Origin of the sequence: Microcoleus sp. FACHB-672, assembly GCF_014695725.1 — a bacterium.
In the GTDB taxonomy this organism is placed as follows: Bacteria; Cyanobacteriota; Cyanobacteriia; order Cyanobacteriales; family Oscillatoriaceae; genus FACHB-68.
In genome coordinates, this window is the sequence record NZ_JACJOU010000015.1 from 446,533 (window position 1) to 467,286 (window position 20,754).

At 46.3% G+C, this 20,754-nt stretch carries 20 protein-coding genes; 10 read left to right on the forward strand and 10 right to left on the reverse strand.

Features of this window, described 5'->3' with window-relative positions:
- Nucleotides 1-207: 207 nt before the first annotated feature.
- Nucleotides 208-1,320 carry a peptidylprolyl isomerase gene (locus H6F56_RS11625; protein ID WP_190668217.1) on the reverse strand — a complete coding sequence of 371 codons (1,113 nt, stop codon included), beginning with the start codon at nt 1,318-1,320 and terminating at the stop codon, nt 208-210.
- Between the two features lie 201 nt (nt 1,321-1,521).
- Here H6F56_RS11625 and efp point away from each other — a divergent pair, with 201 nt between their 5' ends.
- From efp to H6F56_RS11640, 3 genes are all read left to right on the forward strand, one after another.
- The gene (gene efp, locus H6F56_RS11630) at nt 1,522-2,079 is read left to right on the forward strand and encodes an elongation factor P (RefSeq protein WP_190667992.1); all 558 of its coding nucleotides are present in this window, start codon (nt 1,522-1,524) and stop codon (nt 2,077-2,079) included.
- 75 nt (nt 2,080-2,154) lie between these two features.
- Nucleotides 2,155-2,718: an acetyl-CoA carboxylase biotin carboxyl carrier protein gene (accB, locus tag H6F56_RS11635; RefSeq protein WP_190667994.1), complete on the forward strand. Its 564-nt coding sequence runs from the start codon at nt 2,155-2,157 to the stop codon at nt 2,716-2,718.
- 278 nt (nt 2,719-2,996) lie between these two features.
- Nucleotides 2,997-3,350: an ArsR/SmtB family transcription factor gene (locus H6F56_RS11640; protein ID WP_190667996.1), complete on the forward strand. Its 354-nt coding sequence runs from the start codon at nt 2,997-2,999 to the stop codon at nt 3,348-3,350.
- A 108-nt stretch (nt 3,351-3,458) separates the two neighbouring features.
- Here H6F56_RS11640 and H6F56_RS11645 read toward each other — a convergent pair whose 3' ends face one another.
- The 3 genes from H6F56_RS11645 to proS all read right to left on the reverse strand — a co-directional run bounded on the left by H6F56_RS11645 (nt 3,459) and on the right by proS (nt 7,062).
- Nucleotides 3,459-4,127, reverse strand: a complete 669-nt coding sequence (locus H6F56_RS11645) for a GerMN domain-containing protein (protein ID WP_190667998.1) — start codon at nt 4,125-4,127, stop codon at nt 3,459-3,461.
- A gap of 254 nt (nt 4,128-4,381) precedes the next feature.
- A complete protein-coding gene (locus H6F56_RS11650) occupies nt 4,382-5,173 on the reverse strand; it encodes a DUF2993 domain-containing protein (protein ID WP_190668000.1) in 792 nt (263 codons plus the stop codon).
- 83 nt (nt 5,174-5,256) lie between these two features.
- Nucleotides 5,257-7,062, reverse strand: coding sequence for a proline--tRNA ligase (gene proS, locus H6F56_RS11655; RefSeq protein ID WP_190668003.1), 1,806 nt, complete (start codon nt 7,060-7,062; stop codon nt 5,257-5,259).
- Nucleotides 7,063-7,205: 143 nt separating this feature from the next.
- Here proS and H6F56_RS11660 point away from each other — a divergent pair, with 143 nt between their 5' ends.
- The 4 genes from H6F56_RS11660 (at nt 7,206) to H6F56_RS11675 (ending at nt 10,670) form a co-directional block, all read left to right on the forward strand.
- Nucleotides 7,206-7,775, forward strand: a complete 570-nt coding sequence (locus tag H6F56_RS11660) for a hypothetical protein (protein WP_190668006.1) — start codon at nt 7,206-7,208, stop codon at nt 7,773-7,775.
- Nucleotides 7,776-7,803: 28 nt separating this feature from the next.
- Nucleotides 7,804-8,643, forward strand: a complete 840-nt coding sequence (locus tag H6F56_RS25785) for a hypothetical protein (RefSeq protein ID WP_199312736.1) — start codon at nt 7,804-7,806, stop codon at nt 8,641-8,643.
- On the forward strand, nt 8,618-9,679 hold the full coding sequence (locus tag H6F56_RS11670; protein WP_190668009.1) for a hypothetical protein: 1,062 nt from the start codon (nt 8,618-8,620) through the stop codon (nt 9,677-9,679). Before H6F56_RS25785 ends, H6F56_RS11670 begins: the two co-directional genes overlap by 26 nt.
- Nucleotides 9,680-10,190: 511 nt before the next feature.
- Entirely contained in the window at nt 10,191-10,670 is a 480-nt protein-coding gene (locus H6F56_RS11675; protein WP_190668012.1) for an orange carotenoid protein N-terminal domain-containing protein, read from the forward strand.
- A 77-nt stretch (nt 10,671-10,747) separates the two neighbouring features.
- Here H6F56_RS11675 and H6F56_RS11680 read toward each other — a convergent pair whose 3' ends face one another.
- Nucleotides 10,748-11,419: an acetoacetate decarboxylase family protein gene (locus H6F56_RS11680; RefSeq protein ID WP_190668014.1), complete on the reverse strand. Its 672-nt coding sequence runs from the start codon at nt 11,417-11,419 to the stop codon at nt 10,748-10,750.
- A 343-nt stretch (nt 11,420-11,762) separates the two neighbouring features.
- Between H6F56_RS11680 and H6F56_RS11685 the strand changes: the two genes are divergently transcribed.
- The gene (locus H6F56_RS11685) at nt 11,763-12,548 is read left to right on the forward strand and encodes a DUF6714 family protein (protein WP_190668016.1); all 786 of its coding nucleotides are present in this window, start codon (nt 11,763-11,765) and stop codon (nt 12,546-12,548) included.
- Here the strand turns inward: H6F56_RS11685 and H6F56_RS11690 are convergent.
- The 4 genes from H6F56_RS11690 to H6F56_RS11705 all read right to left on the reverse strand — a co-directional run bounded on the left by H6F56_RS11690 (nt 12,493) and on the right by H6F56_RS11705 (nt 16,797).
- Nucleotides 12,493-12,780 (reverse strand): hypothetical protein, encoded by a 288-nt coding sequence (locus H6F56_RS11690; RefSeq protein ID WP_190668018.1) that lies wholly within the window; start codon nt 12,778-12,780, stop codon nt 12,493-12,495. The two genes, H6F56_RS11685 and H6F56_RS11690, sit on opposite strands and share 56 nt — an antisense overlap.
- Before the next feature lie 99 nt (nt 12,781-12,879).
- On the reverse strand, nt 12,880-13,371 hold the full coding sequence (locus H6F56_RS11695; protein ID WP_190668019.1) for a peptidoglycan-binding domain-containing protein: 492 nt from the start codon (nt 13,369-13,371) through the stop codon (nt 12,880-12,882).
- A 561-nt stretch (nt 13,372-13,932) separates the two neighbouring features.
- Nucleotides 13,933-15,846 carry a molecular chaperone DnaK gene (gene dnaK / locus H6F56_RS11700; protein WP_190668021.1) on the reverse strand — a complete coding sequence of 638 codons (1,914 nt, stop codon included), beginning with the start codon at nt 15,844-15,846 and terminating at the stop codon, nt 13,933-13,935.
- 354 nt (nt 15,847-16,200) lie between these two features.
- Nucleotides 16,201-16,797 carry an Hsp20/alpha crystallin family protein gene (locus tag H6F56_RS11705; protein ID WP_190668023.1) on the reverse strand — a complete coding sequence of 199 codons (597 nt, stop codon included), beginning with the start codon at nt 16,795-16,797 and terminating at the stop codon, nt 16,201-16,203.
- Nucleotides 16,798-17,774: 977 nt separating this feature from the next.
- Between H6F56_RS11705 and H6F56_RS11710 the strand changes: the two genes are divergently transcribed.
- Nucleotides 17,775-19,208, forward strand: coding sequence for a DICT sensory domain-containing protein (locus H6F56_RS11710; RefSeq protein WP_190668025.1), 1,434 nt, complete (start codon nt 17,775-17,777; stop codon nt 19,206-19,208).
- Nucleotides 19,198-19,842 carry a pentapeptide repeat-containing protein gene (locus H6F56_RS11715; protein ID WP_190668029.1) on the forward strand — a complete coding sequence of 215 codons (645 nt, stop codon included), beginning with the start codon at nt 19,198-19,200 and terminating at the stop codon, nt 19,840-19,842. Before H6F56_RS11710 ends, H6F56_RS11715 begins: the two co-directional genes overlap by 11 nt.
- A 48-nt stretch (nt 19,843-19,890) precedes the next feature.
- On the opposite strand, the gene H6F56_RS11720 is transcribed toward H6F56_RS11715, so the two are convergent.
- Entirely contained in the window at nt 19,891-20,739 is an 849-nt protein-coding gene (locus H6F56_RS11720) for a CPBP family intramembrane glutamic endopeptidase (protein WP_190668032.1), read from the reverse strand.
- Nucleotides 20,740-20,754 lie beyond the last annotated feature (15 nt).

A 20,754-nucleotide genomic window follows, 5' to 3' on the forward strand; every position in this document is an offset into this window, starting at 1 on the left:
TCATCTGTAGTTATCTGTGGTTAAAAATCTTCCCAATAAATCTAATCAAAAGAAAAAACTATTAATCTACGACGCCTAATAAAATAGCCGGCAGCAGAATAAAAACAATAATAGAGCCGGCCAATCCCAAGCAGATGTAAATGAAGCATTCGGAGCAATCGATTACGGATTAAACTCAAGATTGATTACCCGAATGCTTGACTTCTACTAAGCTTGCGGTTGAACTAAATTTTCTCCGCCTTGAATAACCTTGGCAGATAGAATTTTGTCTTCCGCCTTCAACTTCTCTAGAACTTCCTTACCCTCAATAACATAGCCAAAGACAGCATAACGACCATCTAGCAAATTGAGACCGGCAGGCGTTAGTTCAGGTTCAAATAAGAAAAAGAAAAACTGAGAAGATCCACCATCCACTTCAGTTTCAGGACGCGCCATTGCCACCGTACCATAGGCAGAGAAAGGAAGCACCGGCTGATCACGATAGCGACCGGCTTGTTCCAAAGTAATGCCATAGGTCGGTTCTTGATCGCCTCTGACAAGAATTTCTAGAGGAACATTGCGGGATTTTTTAGAAGTTGGGTCAATAAAACCCACTTCCGGGCCGGGTGGATCACCGGCTTGCAGCACATAGGATTCTTCCGAACGAACAAATTCCAAGCCGTCGTAAAAACCACGCTGAACAAGATCGACAAAATTGCCGGCGGTAACGGGTGCACTGTAGCCGTCTGCAACGAGCGTAATCTTACCTTTGTCCGTCACGACTTCCACCGTGGCGCGTCCCTTAAGTTGGGGCAAGTTGCTATACTGCGCCGGCACCTCAAAGGGATATTCTCCCACCATTAACGCTTGAAGCTGGCCAACCAGATTGAGCATTTCAGAGCGCTTGATCCAAATTTGTTCTTTATCCTTGGCTTCGGTGGCGGCTCTCATAGTGGCCAAACCTTCTTTGAGCTGAGCGATTAAAGCTTCCGCTTCGGGTTGTTTCGCTTCTGCAACACTGGCAAGCAGCTCTGATTGACGATTCACAATTCTTTCTGCTGTGCTAATGTCGCTCGTAACCCCACCCCAGCGCCGTTTTGCCCGCAGTTGGGTTGAGATATCTTCCAAAGAGGTCTGAAGTTTTCGCACCGACTCATTCTCAATCGGCAAAGCATATCGCAACAATGCTCTGCCATCGGTAATTGCATTTCCTGCCGGCAAGCCATAGTCACGGTTAGCAGCGGCGCTCAATCCTAGAGATAGAGTGAGCAACAGCGCGATCGTGCCGGTTTTTAGCCAGCGTTTGAATCCATCCATCATTACTTTGCTCAAGTGATGCATTAGTCTGAAGAAAAGCTTCTTCGAGCGGTTTGCAGAGTTAGGCGGCAAAAATGTTCTTGCCTTAACCATATTGCCACAGCGCTGCCGGCGGGGCGCGTTAATCCCCAACTGACTTTTGTCCGACTCGTCCCAGCCGCAGGTCAGCAAGGGGTCACGCTCGCGGTAAAATAAAATGCCGATTGTTCTGCCCGAGAAAGATTCATGATCTCCAGTAACGACTTTCGCCCCGGTGTCACGATTGTATTAGATGATAACGTTTGGCGGGTGGTGGAATTCCTGCACGTTAAACCAGGAAAAGGTTCAGCTTTTGTTCGTACAAAACTTAGAAATGCCAAGAACGGGAACGTTATAGAGCGGACATTCCGAGCCGGTGAAACAGTTCCCCAGGCCAACCTAGAAAAAAGCACTATGCAGCATACCTATAAAGACGGCGACGAGTTTGTCTTTATGGATATGGCCACTTACGAAGAAGCGCATTTGAGTTCTGCTCAAATTGGCAATCGCGTCAAGTATCTAAAGGAAGGAATGGAAGTCAACGTCGTCCGGTGGGGCGAACAAGTTCTAGACGTGGAACTGCCGAATTCCGTCGTGCTGGAAATAACTGATACCGATCCGGGTGTCAAAGGAGATACCGCAACAGGCGGCACCAAACCGGCCATTGTGGAAACCGGCGCTCAGGTAATGGTTCCTCTGTTTATTTCTGTGGGAGAACGGATTCGGATTGATACCCGTGAAGATACCTACTTAGGCCGAGAGTAAAAAGTTTTGAGTTTTGATTTATTCACTGATAATTCAAAAGTCAAAATTCATAAGTTTTGACGGGGTCAAACTACTGTGCAATTGGATTTAAATCAACTCCGCGAGCTGCTAGCGGTTTTCGATCAGACTGACATCTCAGAGCTGACGTTAAAAAGTGGCGATTTTGAGCTAACGCTACGCAAGGGCACCCATCTGGTTGAGCGCGGCACGCCAACATTCGAGCCGCCTGCTGGAGGAAGTGCCCCTTCGGGAACCCCAGCATCCCCAGCCCCATCGGCACTGAATTCAGTGGCTTCCGGCGCTGGATCAGAATCTGGGGCTAGTGGAACCAGCCAAGGAAATGCTGGGGCGAATCCTCCAGCGCCGGCTCCCATCGTTCCCCCTCCCAATGATAAAAAGTGGATCGATGTCATTTCCCCGATGGTAGGGACGTTTTACCGATCACCAGCCCCGACTGAAGCGCCCTTTGTCGAGGTGGGTGATCGGATTAAAGTTGGCCAGACGGTCTGCATTATTGAGGCAATGAAGCTGATGAACGAAATTGAAGCTGAGGTGTCTGGACAAGTAATGGAGATTGCCGGCCAGAATGGGGAGCCGGTGGAGTATGGTCAAGTTTTGCTGCGGATTAACCCAGAGTAGCGGCAGCCATAACCAGGGAAAAGGGTGCGGGACACAGTTGCCCAGAATTTTCGTTGACTTTTCTACGAAATTATGATAGGCAATTGTGAATCAAACACCCTTCCCCACAAGCATCTGAGCCGGCCTCGCAATTTAAGACTTAAAAGGCTTGAGCAAGGCATTATTGCAAAACTTTAAAGCCAGTAAAAATCAGCCTTAAAAATTCTAGGTTAATTACTGTATTGGCATAGACAGGTTAACTGGTAAAATCTGGGGATCAGTCCTTTCAGGTTGATCCGATGAAATCAGCGCAGCCTGTCCCACAAGAAGTCGTACAACAAGTTGCCGAATACTTCAGCATTTTGAGTGAGCCAATGCGGCTCAAAATTTTGAACTTACTCCGCGACGGCGAAAAATGTGTGCAAGAGTTAGTCGAAGCCACCGAAACCAGTCAAGCCAACGTCTCGAAGCATCTCAAAGTGATGCTGCAAGCCGGAATACTCTGCCGGCGAACAGAAGGCACCTCAGCTTACTACCGAGTGGAAGACCAGCTGATTTTTGAGCTGTGTAACTTAGTGTGTGATCGCTTGGCGACGCGGATTGAGCAGCAAGCCCGCCACTTCCGCGCCTTTAGCCTGATCAGCAAAGAATGAGCGTAAGCCACCTAAGACCAAACTGAATGCGGTGAAGAATCTCGCTTCAGAGAATTTACCTTCACCGGCATCCAGCGGAGACTGTATTGCAAAAGACGCCGGCCCTGATTAAAGCGAATATTCCTTTTGGAAAATGTCGCGCGTGAGTGGCTGCGGAACCTCTAAACCTTCACCCCCTAAAAGTTCTAAAGGTTCGCCTTCCACAGAAATCCAGACTTTAGCATTGGGTTCTAAACTCGTCGCCGTGTAGAGCACCTGAGCTAAGCGAGCGATCATCGAGGAACTACCGCCGCCGGTTTTAAAATCCCGCGATAGATCAAGGTAGACTCCACCGTTCTTAACCGCTAAACTCCGCATTTTTGTTCCCTGAGGGATGGCACTGCTGTTTGCGGTGTCTGTGGGTCCTGCTAACAAATTATTAAAAGCCACCTGCAAATTAGCATCAGGTTTGTCAGCCTTATTTTGGGCAATCGGCACCGGCACTAACTCTGTACTGGTGCCGGTGTCTCTAAGCCAAAAAATTTGCGCCGTTTGCTGTGCGGCTGGCTGAGTTGGCTGGGTTGCCGTTGTTGGCTGCACTGGCAAGGTTGGCGTTTCAGTCGGCTCGACAGTAGGTATCGTTGTGGGAATTACCGTGGGAGTGGCAATCGGAACCTCAGATGTTGTCTGCGAATTCCGGACTAACCAAGCGGTGCTACCACCAGCCACTAAAACCAGCGCCGCTAAGCCTGCCAAGACGCCGGTTGGGAGGCGACGACCTTGTTGTTGCTCGTTCATAACAGAAGGTACTCCTTGAGGATTTAACAGAATTCAGGGTGAGAATAAGCATTCAGCCGTAAAGCGCGATTTTAGATTTTAGATTTTAGATTCAATCCAAAATCTGGGCATCCGGGTATCGGAACATTGACTTGCTAACTGCTTTTGGTGTGAGGAGACCTTACTGACAACTACATGAAAAGCGGCAGTTTTCCAGAAACGGCCCGAAGCCTCAGACTGCTGTCACTGCTTTTCGCGCTCCTCCAGAAGACAATTCATTGCGGTTTGACTTGCACAAATGCCGCCATCTCTAATTGTTCCGAGGTTATTTTTAATTGTAAAAGCCGCGCTAGAATTCCGGATCTCTCTAAAGTTTGGAGATCCAGTTGCCTGCTGATTCCCTGAGATAAACCTTTAACTAAGCGAGCCGGTGCAGGTTCCCCATTTACCAGCACTGCCAAGTCAATTAATTGTAACTGCCGGCCCGAAATAATGCTAAGTCCTGATTCTACGGTAATCGCCAGTTCTTCTGAATAGCCCCTTTCCTGAATTTCCACTTGGAAACGCAGTCGGTTGTTCTCTAAAAATTCTACCCGTGGGTTGACAATGTCATAGCGTTGCAATTGCTCGGCTTCTTGACTTCCCAACACACGAATCCCCAAATTTCGCAGCCGGCTCGTGACATCTGGCCCTTGCAAGGCTTTATTGATATCTTCCTCGGTTAAAACCAAACGCACCCCAGCCTGTGCCGGCTCCCGCAGCGCTGAGAAATCGCGCGCCCCACCTTTTCGCAAACGCCCAATATCAACATTAATTGGATCGGTTTCTACTTCTAAATCGGCTATTCGGAAATCTTCAGTCAGCCACAAACCTCTGCCGGCAACTCGTACCCGTCCTATTTTTCCTCCCACAATTTGATAGCTCGGAGCATTATCAACGCGGACTTGCAGTTGCTCAACTTTTTCAAATTGAGAGCGGATTGCCTTTTCGGCAGTGTTGTCAAGAATTAAGCCGGCTGGGGAAATAACAGAAAGCAAAAGTGACAGGAAAATAGCAAAGAATTCCATTTCAGTTATTAGGGATAAATTTTTAAACGCAAAGGTTACACGAAGTCAGCTTTGACCTGCTTTTCCTCTGCGTTTAACATTTACTATTGTTTGGCTGCCTCAATCCACTGTTTTAAAGTTTCCACAACTTCACCAACAGGAATTTCTTGAGATTTGTGAGTCGCGCGTTCCACAACTTCGAGTTTCCCTTCTTTGAGGGAGCGCCCTGTGACGAGCCGGTAGGGAATGCCAATTAAGTCCGCGTCTTTAAATTTGACACCGGCGCGCTCATCTCGATCATCTAAAAGTGTTTCGATGCCGGCTTGATTTAACTCGTTGTAGAGTTTTTCAGCAACTTCTACTTGGTTAGCGTCTCCAACATTGGGAACCGTAATGATCGCATGATAAGGTGCAATGGCTACCGGCCAAATAATCCCATCTTTGTCATAAGATTGCTCAACGGCTGACTGAGCTAAGCGAGAGACGCCAACGCCATAACAACCCATGACAAGCGGCACTTCTTCCCCTTGTTCATTCGTGTAAGTCGCTCCCATTGCTTTAGAGTATTTAATGCCGAGTTGGAAGATGTGACCCACTTCAATTCCTCTGGCACTTTGCAGAGTTTGGCTAGAGTTGTGGGTAGCACGATCACCGGCTTTGGCTTTGCGGACATCGACGACTTTTTCTGGCAGTTGAAATTGTTCGCCCCAATTTGCACCGACGATGTGATAGCCAGATTCATTAGAGCCGGTGACGAAGTTTTTTAATTCAACCGCTGTTTGATCGACTAAGCGTAAAAATTTGGGCGCTAGACTTTTATCTGATTTAATGTAGCTATCTTCCACATTCGGCGCGATATAGCCTAAAGGTAGGGATTGAGCCGCCCATTTCTTTTGCGCGTCTGCATCGGGTACACTAAGGGCGAGAACGGTTTTAGAACCGTATTTGTCTGCTTGCTTTGTTAGCTCATTCAGCAATTTGACTTCATTAACATCTTGATCGCCTCGGATGCTAACGATTACCAGCACAGTCATGCCGCTGTCATAGACGGCTTGATAAAGCACATTTTTGACAATTTGGGTAGCCGAACACTTAAGAAATTTGCAGAGTTTCTCAATGGTGTCGGTTCCGGGAGTTTCCCGTTTTTCATAACTTGTAAAGGGTGAAGTTTCTGCATCTGCCGGCAAGGAAATTGCTTTTTCCACATTGGCAGCATATTGACCATCTTCGGTGTAAAGAACTTCATCTTCACCGGCTTCTGCCAACACCATAAATTCTTGGGAACCAGACCCACCAATCGCCCCAGAATCTGCATCGACAGGACGGAATTTCAAACCACACCGGCGTAGCATATTGCTGTACGCACGATCCATATCTTGATAAGTTTTTTTCAGACTTTCTTCATCGGTGTGGAAAGAGTAGCCATCTTTCATGATGAATTCCCGTCCCCGCATTAAGCCGAAGCGAGGGCGAATTTCATCCCGGAATTTGGTTTGAATTTGATAGAGGTGCAGAGGGAGTTGCCGGTAGGAACGGATCATTTCCTTGGCAACGGTTGTGATTACTTCTTCGTGGGTTGGCCCTAGTCCTAATTCTCGGTCTTGCCGGTCTGTGAGGGCAAACATGATGCCTTCAGCTTGGGTGTAGGTATCCCAACGACCGGACTCTCGCCAAAGATCAGCCGGCTGCAATTGTGGCAGGAGACATTCTTGCGCGCCGGTCGCGTCCATTTCTTCACGCACAATTTGGCTGACTTTACGCAGTACACGCCACATCAAGGGCAAGTAAGCATAAATACCGCTGCCGATGCGACGGATATAGCCGGCGCGTAGCAAGAGTTTATGGCTGGGAATTTCCGCCTCGGCTGGATCTTCCCGTAGTGTGACAAAGAGCATCTGTGACAGTCGCATCGCTTGTTCCCTTTCTAGACCGGACGATCATTATCTCAGATCAGTCTAGGACATCAGTTGCTCCTGTTAGTGACGAGACGCCTTTAGCATTGTTCTATAATCGCTAGCGTTTAACCCAGGTGCGCTAGGATTCTACAACTCAATTGACTTCTATAGGCTCTTATCACGTAAAAGTCCAGATTCAAGCCGGTGGAGATCGATTTGCTTCGCTTTCCCCAGCTAGAGAAGCGGATATGCCGGCTGATTGGTCTTTTGATTGGCTTGGTTTGTGGCAAAATACCGACTTTGAGTGTCAAAACATTGTCAAACTTGTTTATTTGAATCAAGTGTGGGGATTGGCTAGATATGGTTTATATCCCTATCCTGGTCTTCCGAGATTTCTAGAAATTGAACAATTGGAAGCGAATCCAACCAGTCGAGGTGAGATGACTGATCGGCCTATTATCCCAATAGGTAAATGGTTAATTTGGTATTCTATCAAAGTCGGGCTGCAATATTGCTTAGTAGCAACCAACGAGCCGCTAATTATCCTCGTTTCCCTAAAATCGGCTGTGTCATACTATAGAGACGTAATAATGATGGAGTATTTGGAGCCGGTGACAATTGCTCCAGGTGAAGATGGATATGCCTTCAGATTCTCATCAACAGCAGCCGCAGCCTTCTGTCAAAGACACGAAAACGAATGGGGAGTCCCAACCTTTATTGACGAGTGATGAGGTTAAGGCAGGGACAAAAGTTGTGATGACTCACGCTGAACGGCAAGCATTTCTAAAAAGGTCTCGTCTTGGACAAGTTGCCGGGGTTTCCCATTTGCTGCCTAAAGTTGCAGAGGAGACGAAAGAAAAACAAGGAGTTAACGGAACCAACATTATTGATTTAGCAATTTCAGCAAGTGTGGTTGCCTACGTCTTTGGGCAAACTACAGAAGGTGCCCTTCAAAAATTTTGTGCTGACGTTTTGAAAGGTCTAATCTATACTAAATTTGCCGGCAGAGCTGAGCTTAGACAAGCCTCTGAACATCCGAAAGTATTAGAAGCAATAATCGAAGAAGAAGCGTCAAAAGATGACATTTTCCGAGAGCAATTGGAGCAATTAGTGACGACGTTTCAGCTTACCGGAGTTTCCCATTTGCTGCCTAAAGTTGCAGAGGAGACAAAAGAAAAACAAGGAGTTAACGGAACCAACATTATGGATTTAGCAATTTTAGCAAGTGCGGCTGTCTACTTCTTTGCACAAACTACAGGAGGTGCCCTTGAAAAACTTGGTGCTGACGTTGTAGACCAATTGAAAGGTCTAATCTATACTAAATTTGCCGGCAGAGCCGAGCTAAGACAAGCGTCTGAAAATCCGAAAATATTAGAAGCAGTAATCGAAGAAGAAGCGTCAAGAGATGACATTTTCCGAAAGCAATTGGAGGAATTGGTTACGAGGCTTCAACAAATTGAAAATAACAGACCTATTGATAACGTTTATCAAAATGCGGGTGAGTCTGGGGTTAATCAGAAGATAGATTCTGTATCAGGAGGAACTGTATCTGGTCGTGACCAGATAGGTCGTGACCAGACAAACTTTCGTCATTAATAACTCGAATAATCACTACTACCCCCCTTCTACAGCAGAATCTACTGAGCTTCCTGACTTGGCTCCAGGCAATTTTTCTAGTGTTTGGGTACGGATCTGGAACTACATAAAAACACTGGCATTTCTGTTTGCAGTTGTTATTGTTTGGGCTATCCTTGGACTTACTGTAAAATGTCCATTTCCCTGCGACCTTGCTACATCGCTTATAAACTATGCCTTTAGTGGATTCCTAAGAGCTGTCGGAAACTCGGTTAAAGGATTGCAGGAATCTAGTCCACCTATATGGCAAGAGGTTAAGCGTCAGAATGAAAAACTTCAAAGTTATGAATTGACATCCCCTCCTGAAGACAGTAAAGAAGAAGCTGGCAGGCTCAACGAGCTTGACTCTAAGTATTGGCTGCTGATAATCGTTATAGAACTTCTGTCTGAAGGAAATAAAAATTTAGAGAGTAATTTGCAACTTTTTCAGGCTATTGAGGAGCTAGAAGAAAAAAGATACTCTGTTCTAGAAAGGCTTAAGCCTCTCAAGAAAAAATACTATCCAAAATTAAAAAAAATTCAAGAACTATCTTTACCAAAAAGTAAAATTGAACAAATTGAAAAATTTCTGACCACTTTAATTATTAAGTACACAGCTTCTACACCACCATCAGAAGCAGCAATTGAAGAATTGTTAAAAGCTGTTAATAGGAAATCAAAAAAGCATCCTAGAAACAAGGTGGTAAACAAATTGCAAAAAATTATAATTTGGATGTCGTTGAAAATCGCTAAAAGTGATTCAGTCAATGAACCAATATACCAACTACCTTCAAAAAAGTTAATTGGAGATTTAACAAAAGGGAAATACCATTTTGAGAAGTGTGAACATTGGAAAGCTTTGATGTTTGATTTTATATTCAATAATGATGAAAGTCAGGATATTAGGCTTTTTACAAATCATCAGGAGGCACGAATAACGTACCAAAAGGAACCCTGCGACGATTGTAAGAAAAAATACAAAAAAAGAATTCTGGAGAAAGCAATTGAATGGGATTAGTTGCAAAAAATATAGTTCTTAACGTGATGAAAGCTATCGGCTAGAAATTTACCTTGAAGATTTTCATGTGGTTTAGTGTAACGCTCCCAACCATTAACTCCCAAGTTAAATATTCAATTGCTCAGCTCGATTATCCTCTAGAATCATTCTAGTGTTGCCGGCTTGCAATATTCACTAATAGTGATGCGTTAAGCCTGCCCTATTTATAGTTAGCTGGATATATATCTATTTGGAATTTAACAAACAGGCCGACGCCAGTTCACTGCTTTTCAAACATGAGCCGTGATCCCAAAGGATTTTGAATGCAGAATCAACGAATACAGGGTTCTTCCTTTGGTTATAAATTTCTTGAGAATTTTGATACAAATTTGACTGATTTTTATGAACAAACATCTCCCTCTTCAGCAAGATTCAATACTGATTAAATAGTTGTTAACTTTTATAAAGAAGACAAAACAAGTTTCCAAACAAATAAGGAAACTCAGCAATTATTAGTTTTTTGGAGAGTTAGATGACATCTGGTACTAGCGGTGCTTACGATCACGGTAAAGAAGCTTTTGGTAGCTTGGATGTAGACACTCAGCTTGCTGTGCTGTGGTTTGTTTACGAAAAAATGGGTACATCTGTCACACCGGCAGCTCCTGGCGCATCGGGTTCTGAAATCGCCCAAGGGTTGTTCAATCAAGTTAAAGACTTGTCCCATGAAGAACAGCTGCAAGTTCAGCGGGACATTGCCGGCAAAAAGAGCACAGAAATCAGCCGGATGTATGGTTCCATGAGTCCTGAAACTAAGCTGGCTTTCTGGTATTTCCTCGCTCAAGGCATGACAAGCGGAACCATCATTCCCATGCCCCCAGACTATCAGCTTTCTCCAGAAGGGCAAAACCTCTTAGGGCAAATCGAGTCAATGGACTTTCAACAGCAGATCGATTTCCTGCGCGGTGGCGTATTGCCAATGGGTGCCGAAGCGGCCTCAGGTGCTAGCATTTAGGAAGTATTCGTAAATCTTGGCTGAACTCGTCTCATATTCCCCCGCTATATTAGCGATTAGCGGGGGTTTTGCTGCAATTACTGATAGCTGAAATCAACGGATTTTTGACCCACGACTTCTGGCGCGTTAACTAAGATTTGCAGCGATTGGCACTGAACTGTTAAAAGAGGCTGGTTTAAATTTAACTTCACAAAAGGACTCTCGGCTGGGATATCCAATTTCCCATTAACGAGTTCTAAAGGAGAATTAAACTCGCCTTTAAATAGCAGCACATCAGAATTTAAGGCACTGAGAACCGGCCCGCTTAAAGGTAAAGGGAAACCTGTAGAAAAAGGTAATACCATATTTGTCGTGCTAAACCGGCACAACTTTCGGTTACCTTGACGCACAGCAACTTGAGATGAATCTTCGCCTTTATCCCAAGTAAACTCAGCCAATTCTTTCGGCAAACCCCAAATTTCTCGACCGCCGGCAACTGAATCAGGATTATCTACATAAATATGAGAAATCCAAGCTCCCCAATTGCCGGCATAACTAACCAAGCCGGCGACAACTATTAACTCGCTGTATTCCAGCGCTGAACCCGACTCGTAGCGGGAAGCATAAACCCCACCCAACGTTTTTCCAGGCAACACAGAAATAATTTCAAACTCTGGGGGAATGAATGGACGAGCTTGTTCAATATCGACTAACTGCCCAGTCTGGATAGCGTAACCTTGAAGTTTCCAAGGTGCTTTTGGATAAGCCATTTTTAGATTTTCCTTATTTAAGAAATAATGCTTTGCAAGAATTCTGTTAAACCCTGCTTTTCTTGTAATACTATTTTACCTTAGCTCCACTAGAAATAGCTTTAAGCAGCTCTCAATTGGATATCAGCGAATAGCCAATATCTAAAAAAATCAAATTTAACAAAATTACGCAATTAGAAAAATAATTAAGGATTCTGAAAGTTAAAAACATTTTATGAGGTTTAGATTCGGCTAAAATGCTCAGCGAGTCAAAATATCAACTTACTTATCATTGTTGTTTTGACGGATGGTAGGAAATTTGCCAAGCTTTACCTCTAGCCGAGCTTTCGTAAAATAATAAATTATGAACCAAGCATTTTATAGAAAAGCCATTTATCCCTGTCCATGTTGCGGCTACATGACCCTGAGTGAGAAACCGCCGGGGACATACTTAATTTGTCCGATTTGCTGTTGGGAAGATGCGGCAACAGATAACGAGCTAGATTCTAACGAAATTTCCCTGCATTGGGCACAGCAAAACTTTCTCGCTTTCGGGGCTTGTGAGCAGGAATGGCTCGATTATGTTCGCGCTGCCACACCTACCGATCAGCGAGATCCTGATTGGCTAACGCTTGATGAGAAAGCTTGCGCCGCCGGCTCACTGTTGATCAAACAAATTACCAAAGCATTTGAGGGCGTCACTCGCGACGGCGGCGTTTCACTGCACGAAGCGCGAGCCATTGATGATTATGAGGGCGCAGAGGGACGCGCTGAGGCTCGTAAGAAAGATACAGACTGCCGGTGGCAAGATGTTCCAGAGGAGTGGGTTGAATATTTTTACGATGTCTTTCCTTTTTTTGATGCCAAAGGATTTCGCTATTATATTCCTGCTTATATGGTTTGGGCGCTCAAGAATTACAAAAGCAGTCAATCAAATTCTGTTGATTTCACTATTTATGCTTTGGGTGTTTATGAAGGAGTAGATGACCCTTACTATCGCTTTCGCTTACTCAATGCGGAGCAGTCAAAAGCTGTGTGTAACTTCCTGAAATTTATGGATGCTTATGGGGCTGATTGGGCCGATGCCCGCGCTGCTAGGAGGGCATTGAATCAATATTGGGACCAGGTAAACCCTGGGGAGTGTAAATAGGCTGTGTAGCTTGAACCCGTCCGGCTACCGTCGCCCCACTGCCACAAAGAATAATCACAATATTGACAGTTGCATCCACAGTTAGCTTTTGTTCTTTAACCGCATTTCCCAGAATGGGTGCGATAGCAGCAACCGTTGTAAAAACAACTCCCCAAAAGGTTTTACTAGCAAAAATACTTTTGGCTTTATGGGTAGATAGGGCAGATTCGTTTACAGGGGTGGGTGTTTGCATAGATTTGAATGAATGAAAATTCTTGGACTGAGGGGTTTTAGGATTAAGTGAAAATCAGCAGGATGTTGCAAAAACCTGCTGATTTTGAGTGAGCCTTAATTAGCACCCCATTGGGGCAAAAATTTTGCTCAAGGCGTACCACGTGCGAGAACCAACAATGCCATCAGCGACTAAACCGGCATTTGCTTGGAAACTGCGAACGGCAGCATCAGTCGTTGAGCCAAAATCACCGTCAATCAGGCCCGTGTAGTGGCCAGTGATTTGAAGGGTTTCCTGAAGTGTAATGACTGCTTGACCTTTGCTTCCCCGTTGCAAAATCGGCATATTTATGGGAGAGCCGGTGTAAAGTGCTTGCCAGGTTAAATTCCCAACAATGCCATCGGGTTTGAGGAAGACGCGGCGCTGAAATGCTTTGACGATTTCTAAGGTTGTCTGCCCAAAGATCCCGTCAATCGTCGGGTAGTAACCCCAGTGGTTGAGGAGCTTTTGCAGTTCTTTAACGGCGTCGCCTTTTGAGCCGAGTACAAGTAGAGGCTTGTTGAGTTGAGCTGTGGCTTGGGCAGAAGAAAGTTGCTTATCAGTGAGTTGCATAGTTGTTTGAGTGAGTTGAATCTCTACACTTCCTAGATTAGAAAGCAACACCCCTGATCACCATCGCCCAAGCAGTCATCGCTTTGGAGGGTTTGACAATCCTTCAATGAGTTCACCCGTGAGGATGAGGGCGTTTGATAAAATGCGACAGTATTAGACTGAATCGAAATACCGATTTGCATGATGCCGGCTCCGATGCGGTAACTGTAAGAGTAATAAGCAATACCAGTTTCAGAAAAGAATGCGACAAATAGGGAGGTTGGGGAGAGCGACAGGAAACTCAGCACCGAAAAGAGGAGATTGGGTTAAGAACCCTCCGTTTCACTTTGCCCAACCTATATCATGTCGTACAATTATTTTTTAAATTGGGATAAGAGGAAGAGCAGAAAACCGTGCTTAACTCTTGCTTTAATTAGTAAAATGGCATAAAAAAAAGGCTGATAATGTGCGTCTTGGCAGACATTATCAACCTTTAAAAATCAATTAGCTATCTGTTATTTCTTGAGATGAAGGGAGCGGGTTTTGCTCAAATATTATTGATTTAAAACCCGCACCGGCTGACTACTTCGTTTCAGAGAACTCAGCATCAATCACATCATCTTCGCCACCGGCAGATTTCGGCTCATCGCTAGCACCGTCGGGAGTTGGGCCTTCAGGAGCCTCACCGCCACCGGCTTGCTGATAGATATTGCTGCCGACTGCATAGAGAGCTTGTTGCAGTTCGCCGGTTAGCGTCTTGATCCGGTCGAAATCGTCCTTGCTGATAGCCTCACGCAGGTCTTTAACCAACCCTTCAACCTTGGTCTTATCAGCAGCCTGTACCTTGTCGCCTAGATCCTTGAGCTGCTTTTCAGCTTGGTAAGCTAAAGAGTCGGCTTGGTTCTTCAGATCAATTCTTTCACGACGTTCCCGATCAGTTTCGGCATTGCGTTCGGCTTCCTTCACCATCCGATCAACTTCATCGTTGGGGAGGGTAGAAGCGCCGGTGATGCTGATGGATTGTTCCTTGCCGGTGCCCTTATCCTTAGCCGTCACATTCAAGATACCGTTGGCATCAATGTCGAAGGTGACTTCAATTTGAGGCACACCACGAGGCGCAGAAGGAATACCATCAAGGCGGAACTGTCCCAGACTCTTGTTGTCGTTGGACATTTCCCGTTCGCCTTGCAGAACGTGGATTTCGACGTTGGTTTGACCGTCTACAGCCGTCGAGAACACTTCCGACTTCTTGGTAGGAATCGTGGTGTTGCGAGGGATAATCTTGGTCATCACGCCGCCCAAGGTTTCCACACCCAGAGATAGGGGAGATACGTCGAGTAGCAAGATGTCTTTGACTTCGCCGGCAAGCACACCGGCTTGAATTGCAGCACCCACGGCAACCACTTCATCCGGGTTCACGCTTTGGTTGGGTTCCTTATTCAGAACGCGCTTCACCAATTCGTGGACAGCAGGAATCCGGGTTGAACCACCGACGAGCACCACTTCATCAAGGGCACTCTTATCGATTTTTGCATCGCGCACTGCGTTTTCCACCGGCACGCGGCAGCGATCAATCAAATCGGCACACAGTTCTTCAAACTTAGCCCGTGTCAGGGTCATATCCAGGTGTTTTGGCCCTTCCTGGGTTGCTGTGATGAACGGCAGGTTGATTTCAGCTTGAGTGACGCTAGAAAGTTCAATCTTGGCCTTTTCAGCCGCTTCCGTTAGACGTTGCAGCGCTTGCTTGTCTTTGCGGAGATCGATGCCTTCAGCCTTTTGGAATGAGCCGGCGAGGTAATCCACGATCTTCTTGTCGAAGTCGTCACCACCCAGGTGAGTGTCACCAGAGGTTGCCAACACTTCAAACACACCGTCGCCCACTTCCAAGATCGATACGTCGAACGTACCACCACCCAAGTCAAACACCAAGATGGTTTCGTTGCTCTTCTTGTCTAACCCGTAGGCAAGAGAAGCGGCAGTCGGTTCGTTGATAATCCGCAGAACTTCCAAACCGGCAATCTTACCCGCGTCTTTCGTTGCTTGACGCTGGGAGTCGTTAAAGTAAGCCGGCACCGTGATTACGGCTTGGGTAACGGTTTCACCGAGGTACTTGCTGGCATCGTCAACCAGTTTCCGCAAAACTTGCGCCGAGATTTCTTCTGGGGCAAATTGTTTGCCGGCAGTCGGGCAGTCAATTTTGACGTTGCCGTTGCCATCCCGCAGGACTTTGTAAGAAACTTCAGTTGATTCGTGGGTGACTTCGTCAAAGCGACGCCCGATGAAGCGCTTGACGGAGTAGAAAGTATTTTCAGGGTTCATCACCGCTTGGCGCTTGGCAATTTGGCCAACCAAGCGATCACCATTTTTCGCAAAGGCGACAACTGACGGTGTCGTGCGGAAACCTTCTGCATTCGCAATTACGGTGGGTTTGCCACCTTCCATAACGGCGACGCAAGAGTTCGTCGTTCCTAAATCAATTCCAACAACTTTTCCCATAGGGGTGCTTTCGCTCCAATGACTACAAAAACTTTGGCTTGTATCAGCCTGTTTATTTAGGGATACAAATGACTACGAATTAAATCGCTTTTGGTTCAATCAGCAGTCAATCTGTGCTCAGTACACTTTAGAAAGTCACATATTTATATACTGAGCGCGGTTAGGCTTCTGATGAAGGGGGGGTTCCCGTACCTGAGATAGGGCGGTTTAATCCTACAGGACTTACGCTTTTCAATCACGGTTGGGATTAAGGGGGAGAAGGGGAGAAAAATTCTTTATTTCCCCAACTGCTTGCGTAAGTCCTGTTTTGCCCTGTGAGACGCTTATGCAATAAATGCCCACAAGTGCGGTAGATTAAGCGGCATTCCAGACATCTCCGGTGACTTCTGCATCTGCCGGCACCACGACTTTGTTATTCTCAGGAGTCGCTGGGGTGTCGCTTGGAATCGTTGTTTCAACTTCATTCCCACTGTCTGCCGGTGCGGGAGTGGCATCTGTTGCGTCAACAATATTGACTTTAACCACCTTCGGACGTACAGAAGACTCTTTTGGCAAAGTTAAGGTGAGAATGCCATCTTTGAGTTCCGCTTGCAGTTGCTCATTAAGCACCGGCATCGGCAATTGAATCACGCGCTGGAAATTGCCATACCGGAATTCTGTGCGGTAACGTCCTTGATTATCCGTTTGTTTTTGCTGATATTGACCGCTGATCTCGACAGCTTGCCGACTGACTCGCACATCCAAATCTTTGGCTTCGACACCGGGAACTTCCGCACGTAAAATTAAGGCGGTTTCTGTATTTTGCAATTCTATTGCCGGTGCCCAGCTAATACCCGATTGTGAGGAGTTAACGGCAGCACAATTCCTGGTTTGAGGAAGTCCGAACATACGCTCTAGTTGATTTTGCATCGTAGCAAGTTCGTGCCAAGGTTGCATATACATCCGTGTCATCTTCGGGTTACCTTTGTTAAAAAGATGTGCTTTCTTTCAGCCTGCTTGAATCAGGTTAGAAGGTGAAAGCTTAAGTTTCAAAATGTTGCAGTCGTGCTGCTGGGTAACTTAGATAAAGGGACAGGCTTGTTTGAGGTTTTCACTTCACTGCTGTCCTCTACTGAATTCCATCTTACGGAAGCTAATGGTTTAAAGAATTGGTGCAAACCGTAAAATATTAGTTGTATTTGCCGCTCGATTGCCTAAGCCCCTAAAATTGTGCTTCTGAGGTTATACAAATCCTGCTGCTAGGTGGCAAGGTTGTGGGAATCTGCTTGTCTTGCCGGCCCTTTTATTTCTTCAATAGCACTACTTGCTAATATAGGGTGCGGCAAACCGTAAATTATTAGTTGTATTTACCGTTCAAATAGATTTTTTGCCAAAGCCGGCATTTTGCCCGTCGTTTAATTTCCCGGCTAATCGCTTAAGCTGATTCAAACCGGCTGATTCTCAGATTTTTTATTGATTAAAAGAGTGCCGATGGTTTAATAATGCGCGGGTATCAGCCATCAGCCGCCAATTAAACCCCTAGATTAATATCCGGGAGTGGATGAAGCCGGTTAAAAGTTTGGATTATCTTTAATGTCGAGATAAAAGCTTTCCGAAATTTCGAGAGTAGTGCTCACACTGGAACAAAAGTAATCAGATCGAGAGGCAAAAATAACCGGACTCTACCGATTATTGAACGGCTCACCCTCAGCAAAGCACACCGGCTCTCATCTTGGAACGAATCGTTAAGCCTACCTGCACTTAAATGAGAAGCCGGCACATCTGCCTATATTATCTGAGAATTTCATCATTCCCGAGTTTGGGTGTCCCCAACCTTCTCAAGAGCCGGTTCACCCCTAAAAGACTTAAATTTAGACGATCCCGTCATAATTCAGAATACGATAGTATACTTTTTTTATGCAATAATGTTTTCTCATTTGTGTAAATAAATGTTAAAAGGCTCTATTGTGCAGCAGCTCGACGCCGCACATCGAACCGGCAAAAGACCTATAAGATTCGGGGTCTATTACAAAAACACTCTAGTTGCCCTTTGCCACGCCCTAGAGGACTGGATATTGAACTCCGCCAGTTCACCCATCGTCATCGCCGCATTCCAACGGGGCAAATGGTATTTGCAGGAGGCTGATCGCTATAACGATTTGGCGAAAAAGTCTCGCAACGTCGTGATTATGGCAGCAGCGGAGAGCGGCTTTGCTGAGCATCCCACCAGCGAAATGGCAAACGTTAATTTAGTCAGCTTAGATCCATCTGACCCGGTGGCTCAAGAGTGGCATTTGATGATTTTGTCGCCAACCTACACAGCAGTTGTGCTTTGTCAAGAGCTGTCTGAGGAAGATTATGGGCCGGCAGGCTTTCCCACAGAAGACCGAGATCGGAAATTTTATGGCTTGTGGACTTTTGAACCAGAACTCGTAAAAGAAACCGTAGAATTAGCAATCGAGCATATCGGTCGATATAACCCAGAACTGGGGAAAGCCTTAACCGCTCAAGTCCAAGCCATTACCGAGGAAGCCGTTGCCCAGGAGCGAGATGACCTGAGCGAAATTGTCTCCCGCGTCGTGGAATACTTGCAGACGAGCCAGCTTGAATTAACCGGCAGCATCCCGGACGCTCATTCATTCTCTAGCCAACAAGCGCTAGATCGGAACTTGGTTTCTAATGAAATCCAGGCATTTTTGCGAATGGCGCAATTGATGGATCTGGCTGACACTACGAACCCAATGGCAGCAGCGGAAGTCGTAGCGCTGGCAGAAATGATCGGGCAACTGCTGGATTTACCGGCATGGCAAATGAAGCGGCTGCATCTGGCTGCTTTACTCCACCGGCTTGAACCTTTACAAGGCGTTGAAAGTGTTCTCAGCAGTGGATCTTCCTCTGATGAGGAGAACGACGGGCCTTGCTGTCCCTTGGTACAGGGAGCACAGGTGTTGCGAAGGATGCCGCAATTACGAGCCGTTGCGCGAATCCTTACCCATGAGGCAGAGTGGTGGAATGGAACCGGCTTACCTGGTGGAATGGCCGGCGAAGAAATTCCTTTAGAATCGCGAATTTTAGCCTTAGCGGCAGACTTTCAACAGCGAGTGGCCCTTCACCGAGCCAATCAACCTGATGACGGTTCGGGAGGGAATTACGCGGCGCAAGCTTTAGCAGAGTGTCAGGCGCAGCAAGGCGAACGCTGGGACCCCAAACTTGTTGATACCTTGGCGCTTTTGGTGATGGGTTTACAACAAGGTTTAACCCTGCCGGTGAGTGCGCCTAACATGACAGCCGGGATGTGGTTGTTAGATTTCCGGGTCGATAGTGAAGCAAAAGCCGGCGAAGCCACTAGCAGTTACAGCAGCGGAGGACGCTATGAATCTTGAAGCGCTGCGATCAGGCAAAGCCAAACAGTTTCCAGGGGCAGATTTGGAAGATGAAGACCTTTCGGATTTAACGCTGAGTGGAATTAATCTTGCCGGTGCTAATTTAGTTGGCACTAATTTTGCCGGTTCCAATCTGGAAAGAGCGCGTTTAGATGGCGCGAATTTGCTCGGTGCACAGCTTGTGAGAGCTGATCTGCGGGCAAATTTGTTAGGAGCAAATTTGATGCAAGCGGACTTAACCGGCGCTGACTTGCGCGGTAGCAATCTCCGAGGTGCCAATTTAATGGCCGCTAAACTCACAGAAGCATCCTTTGCCGGCGCTTTTTTAAGCGGGGCAAATTTGATGAATGTGAATTTGCAGGGAGTAGACTTGCGGAGTGCAGACTTACGAGGTGCCAATCTCACCGGCGCTAATCTTAGCGGCGCTAATTTAAGTCGCGCTGATCTGCAAGGCGCATTATTAAGTGATGCAAATCTGGAAGAGGCGGATCTGCGAGGTGCAAATCTTTCAGGTGCAAATCTTTCGGGGGCAAATTTACTCTGTGCTGAGTTGCAGGATACGAACTTGGAAGGTGTTGTGCTTACGGGTGCCTGTCTTGTGGGAACTGCGGTTGCACAGCCGGTATCTAGATAAAGATTTTTTAACCGCAGATTCCGCAGGTGAACGCAGATAATATGCAATTCATCTGTGTTCATCTGCGGTTTTTTTTCTGGAAAGTGTCCACATTGTCACGGCGAGAGTGCCCAAACATAACACTCCCATGACGCCGGCTAAAGGGTTTCGGTCAATGCCTGTCACCCATTCTGGGACGTTGCCTGAAGATCGCACCAATTGCCCAACGTTAATAATGTAAAAGCCCCAAACAAGGCCGGCATGAAGTCCTATCGGTAAGCCGAGGCGTCCGTTTCGAGAGCGTTTTGCCCAAACTAAGGTTAAACCCAGCACCAGCAGTCCGACAAATGTCGGCCACGTTTTGAGAATGGCTTCCAGGGGTTTAATAAAGTGCAGCAATGCAAATAAGATTGCATCCACCCATAGAGAGACTTTGAGGCTGTAATTCCGTTGCAATTCATCTAGTAGCCAGCCGCGAAATAACAATTCTTCGGCAAAACCAATACCGAGAGAAACGATTAAGCCTTCTAGGATAACTTGGCGTAAGAAAACAACAGAAGCCGGTTGTTGCCAGACTACCCACCCTAGCAGTCCTTGCAGCACAAACAGCCCCAGTTGGCTTAAAATTCCTGTGGATAAACCTTTTAAGAGGTCTATCGCATTCTGCCGCGTTCTTTCTAAGCCATAGTTGCTTAAAAGATGGGGTTGCCGGTAAACATAACGCCCCCATAATCGCACGAGGATGATAAATTCCACGTACAAAATAACGAGCGTCAGAATATTGACCAAGTTTTGATCGCTGACAAGCCAGTAAATAGGGACGCAGAAGGGCAGCCAGAGGCAAAGTAACGTCAGCACAAAAATTCCCAGCCGTGCGGGTGCTGGGTAGTGAGCGAGTCTATCGGGGTGGAGTTTCAACTGCCGGTGTCAAAT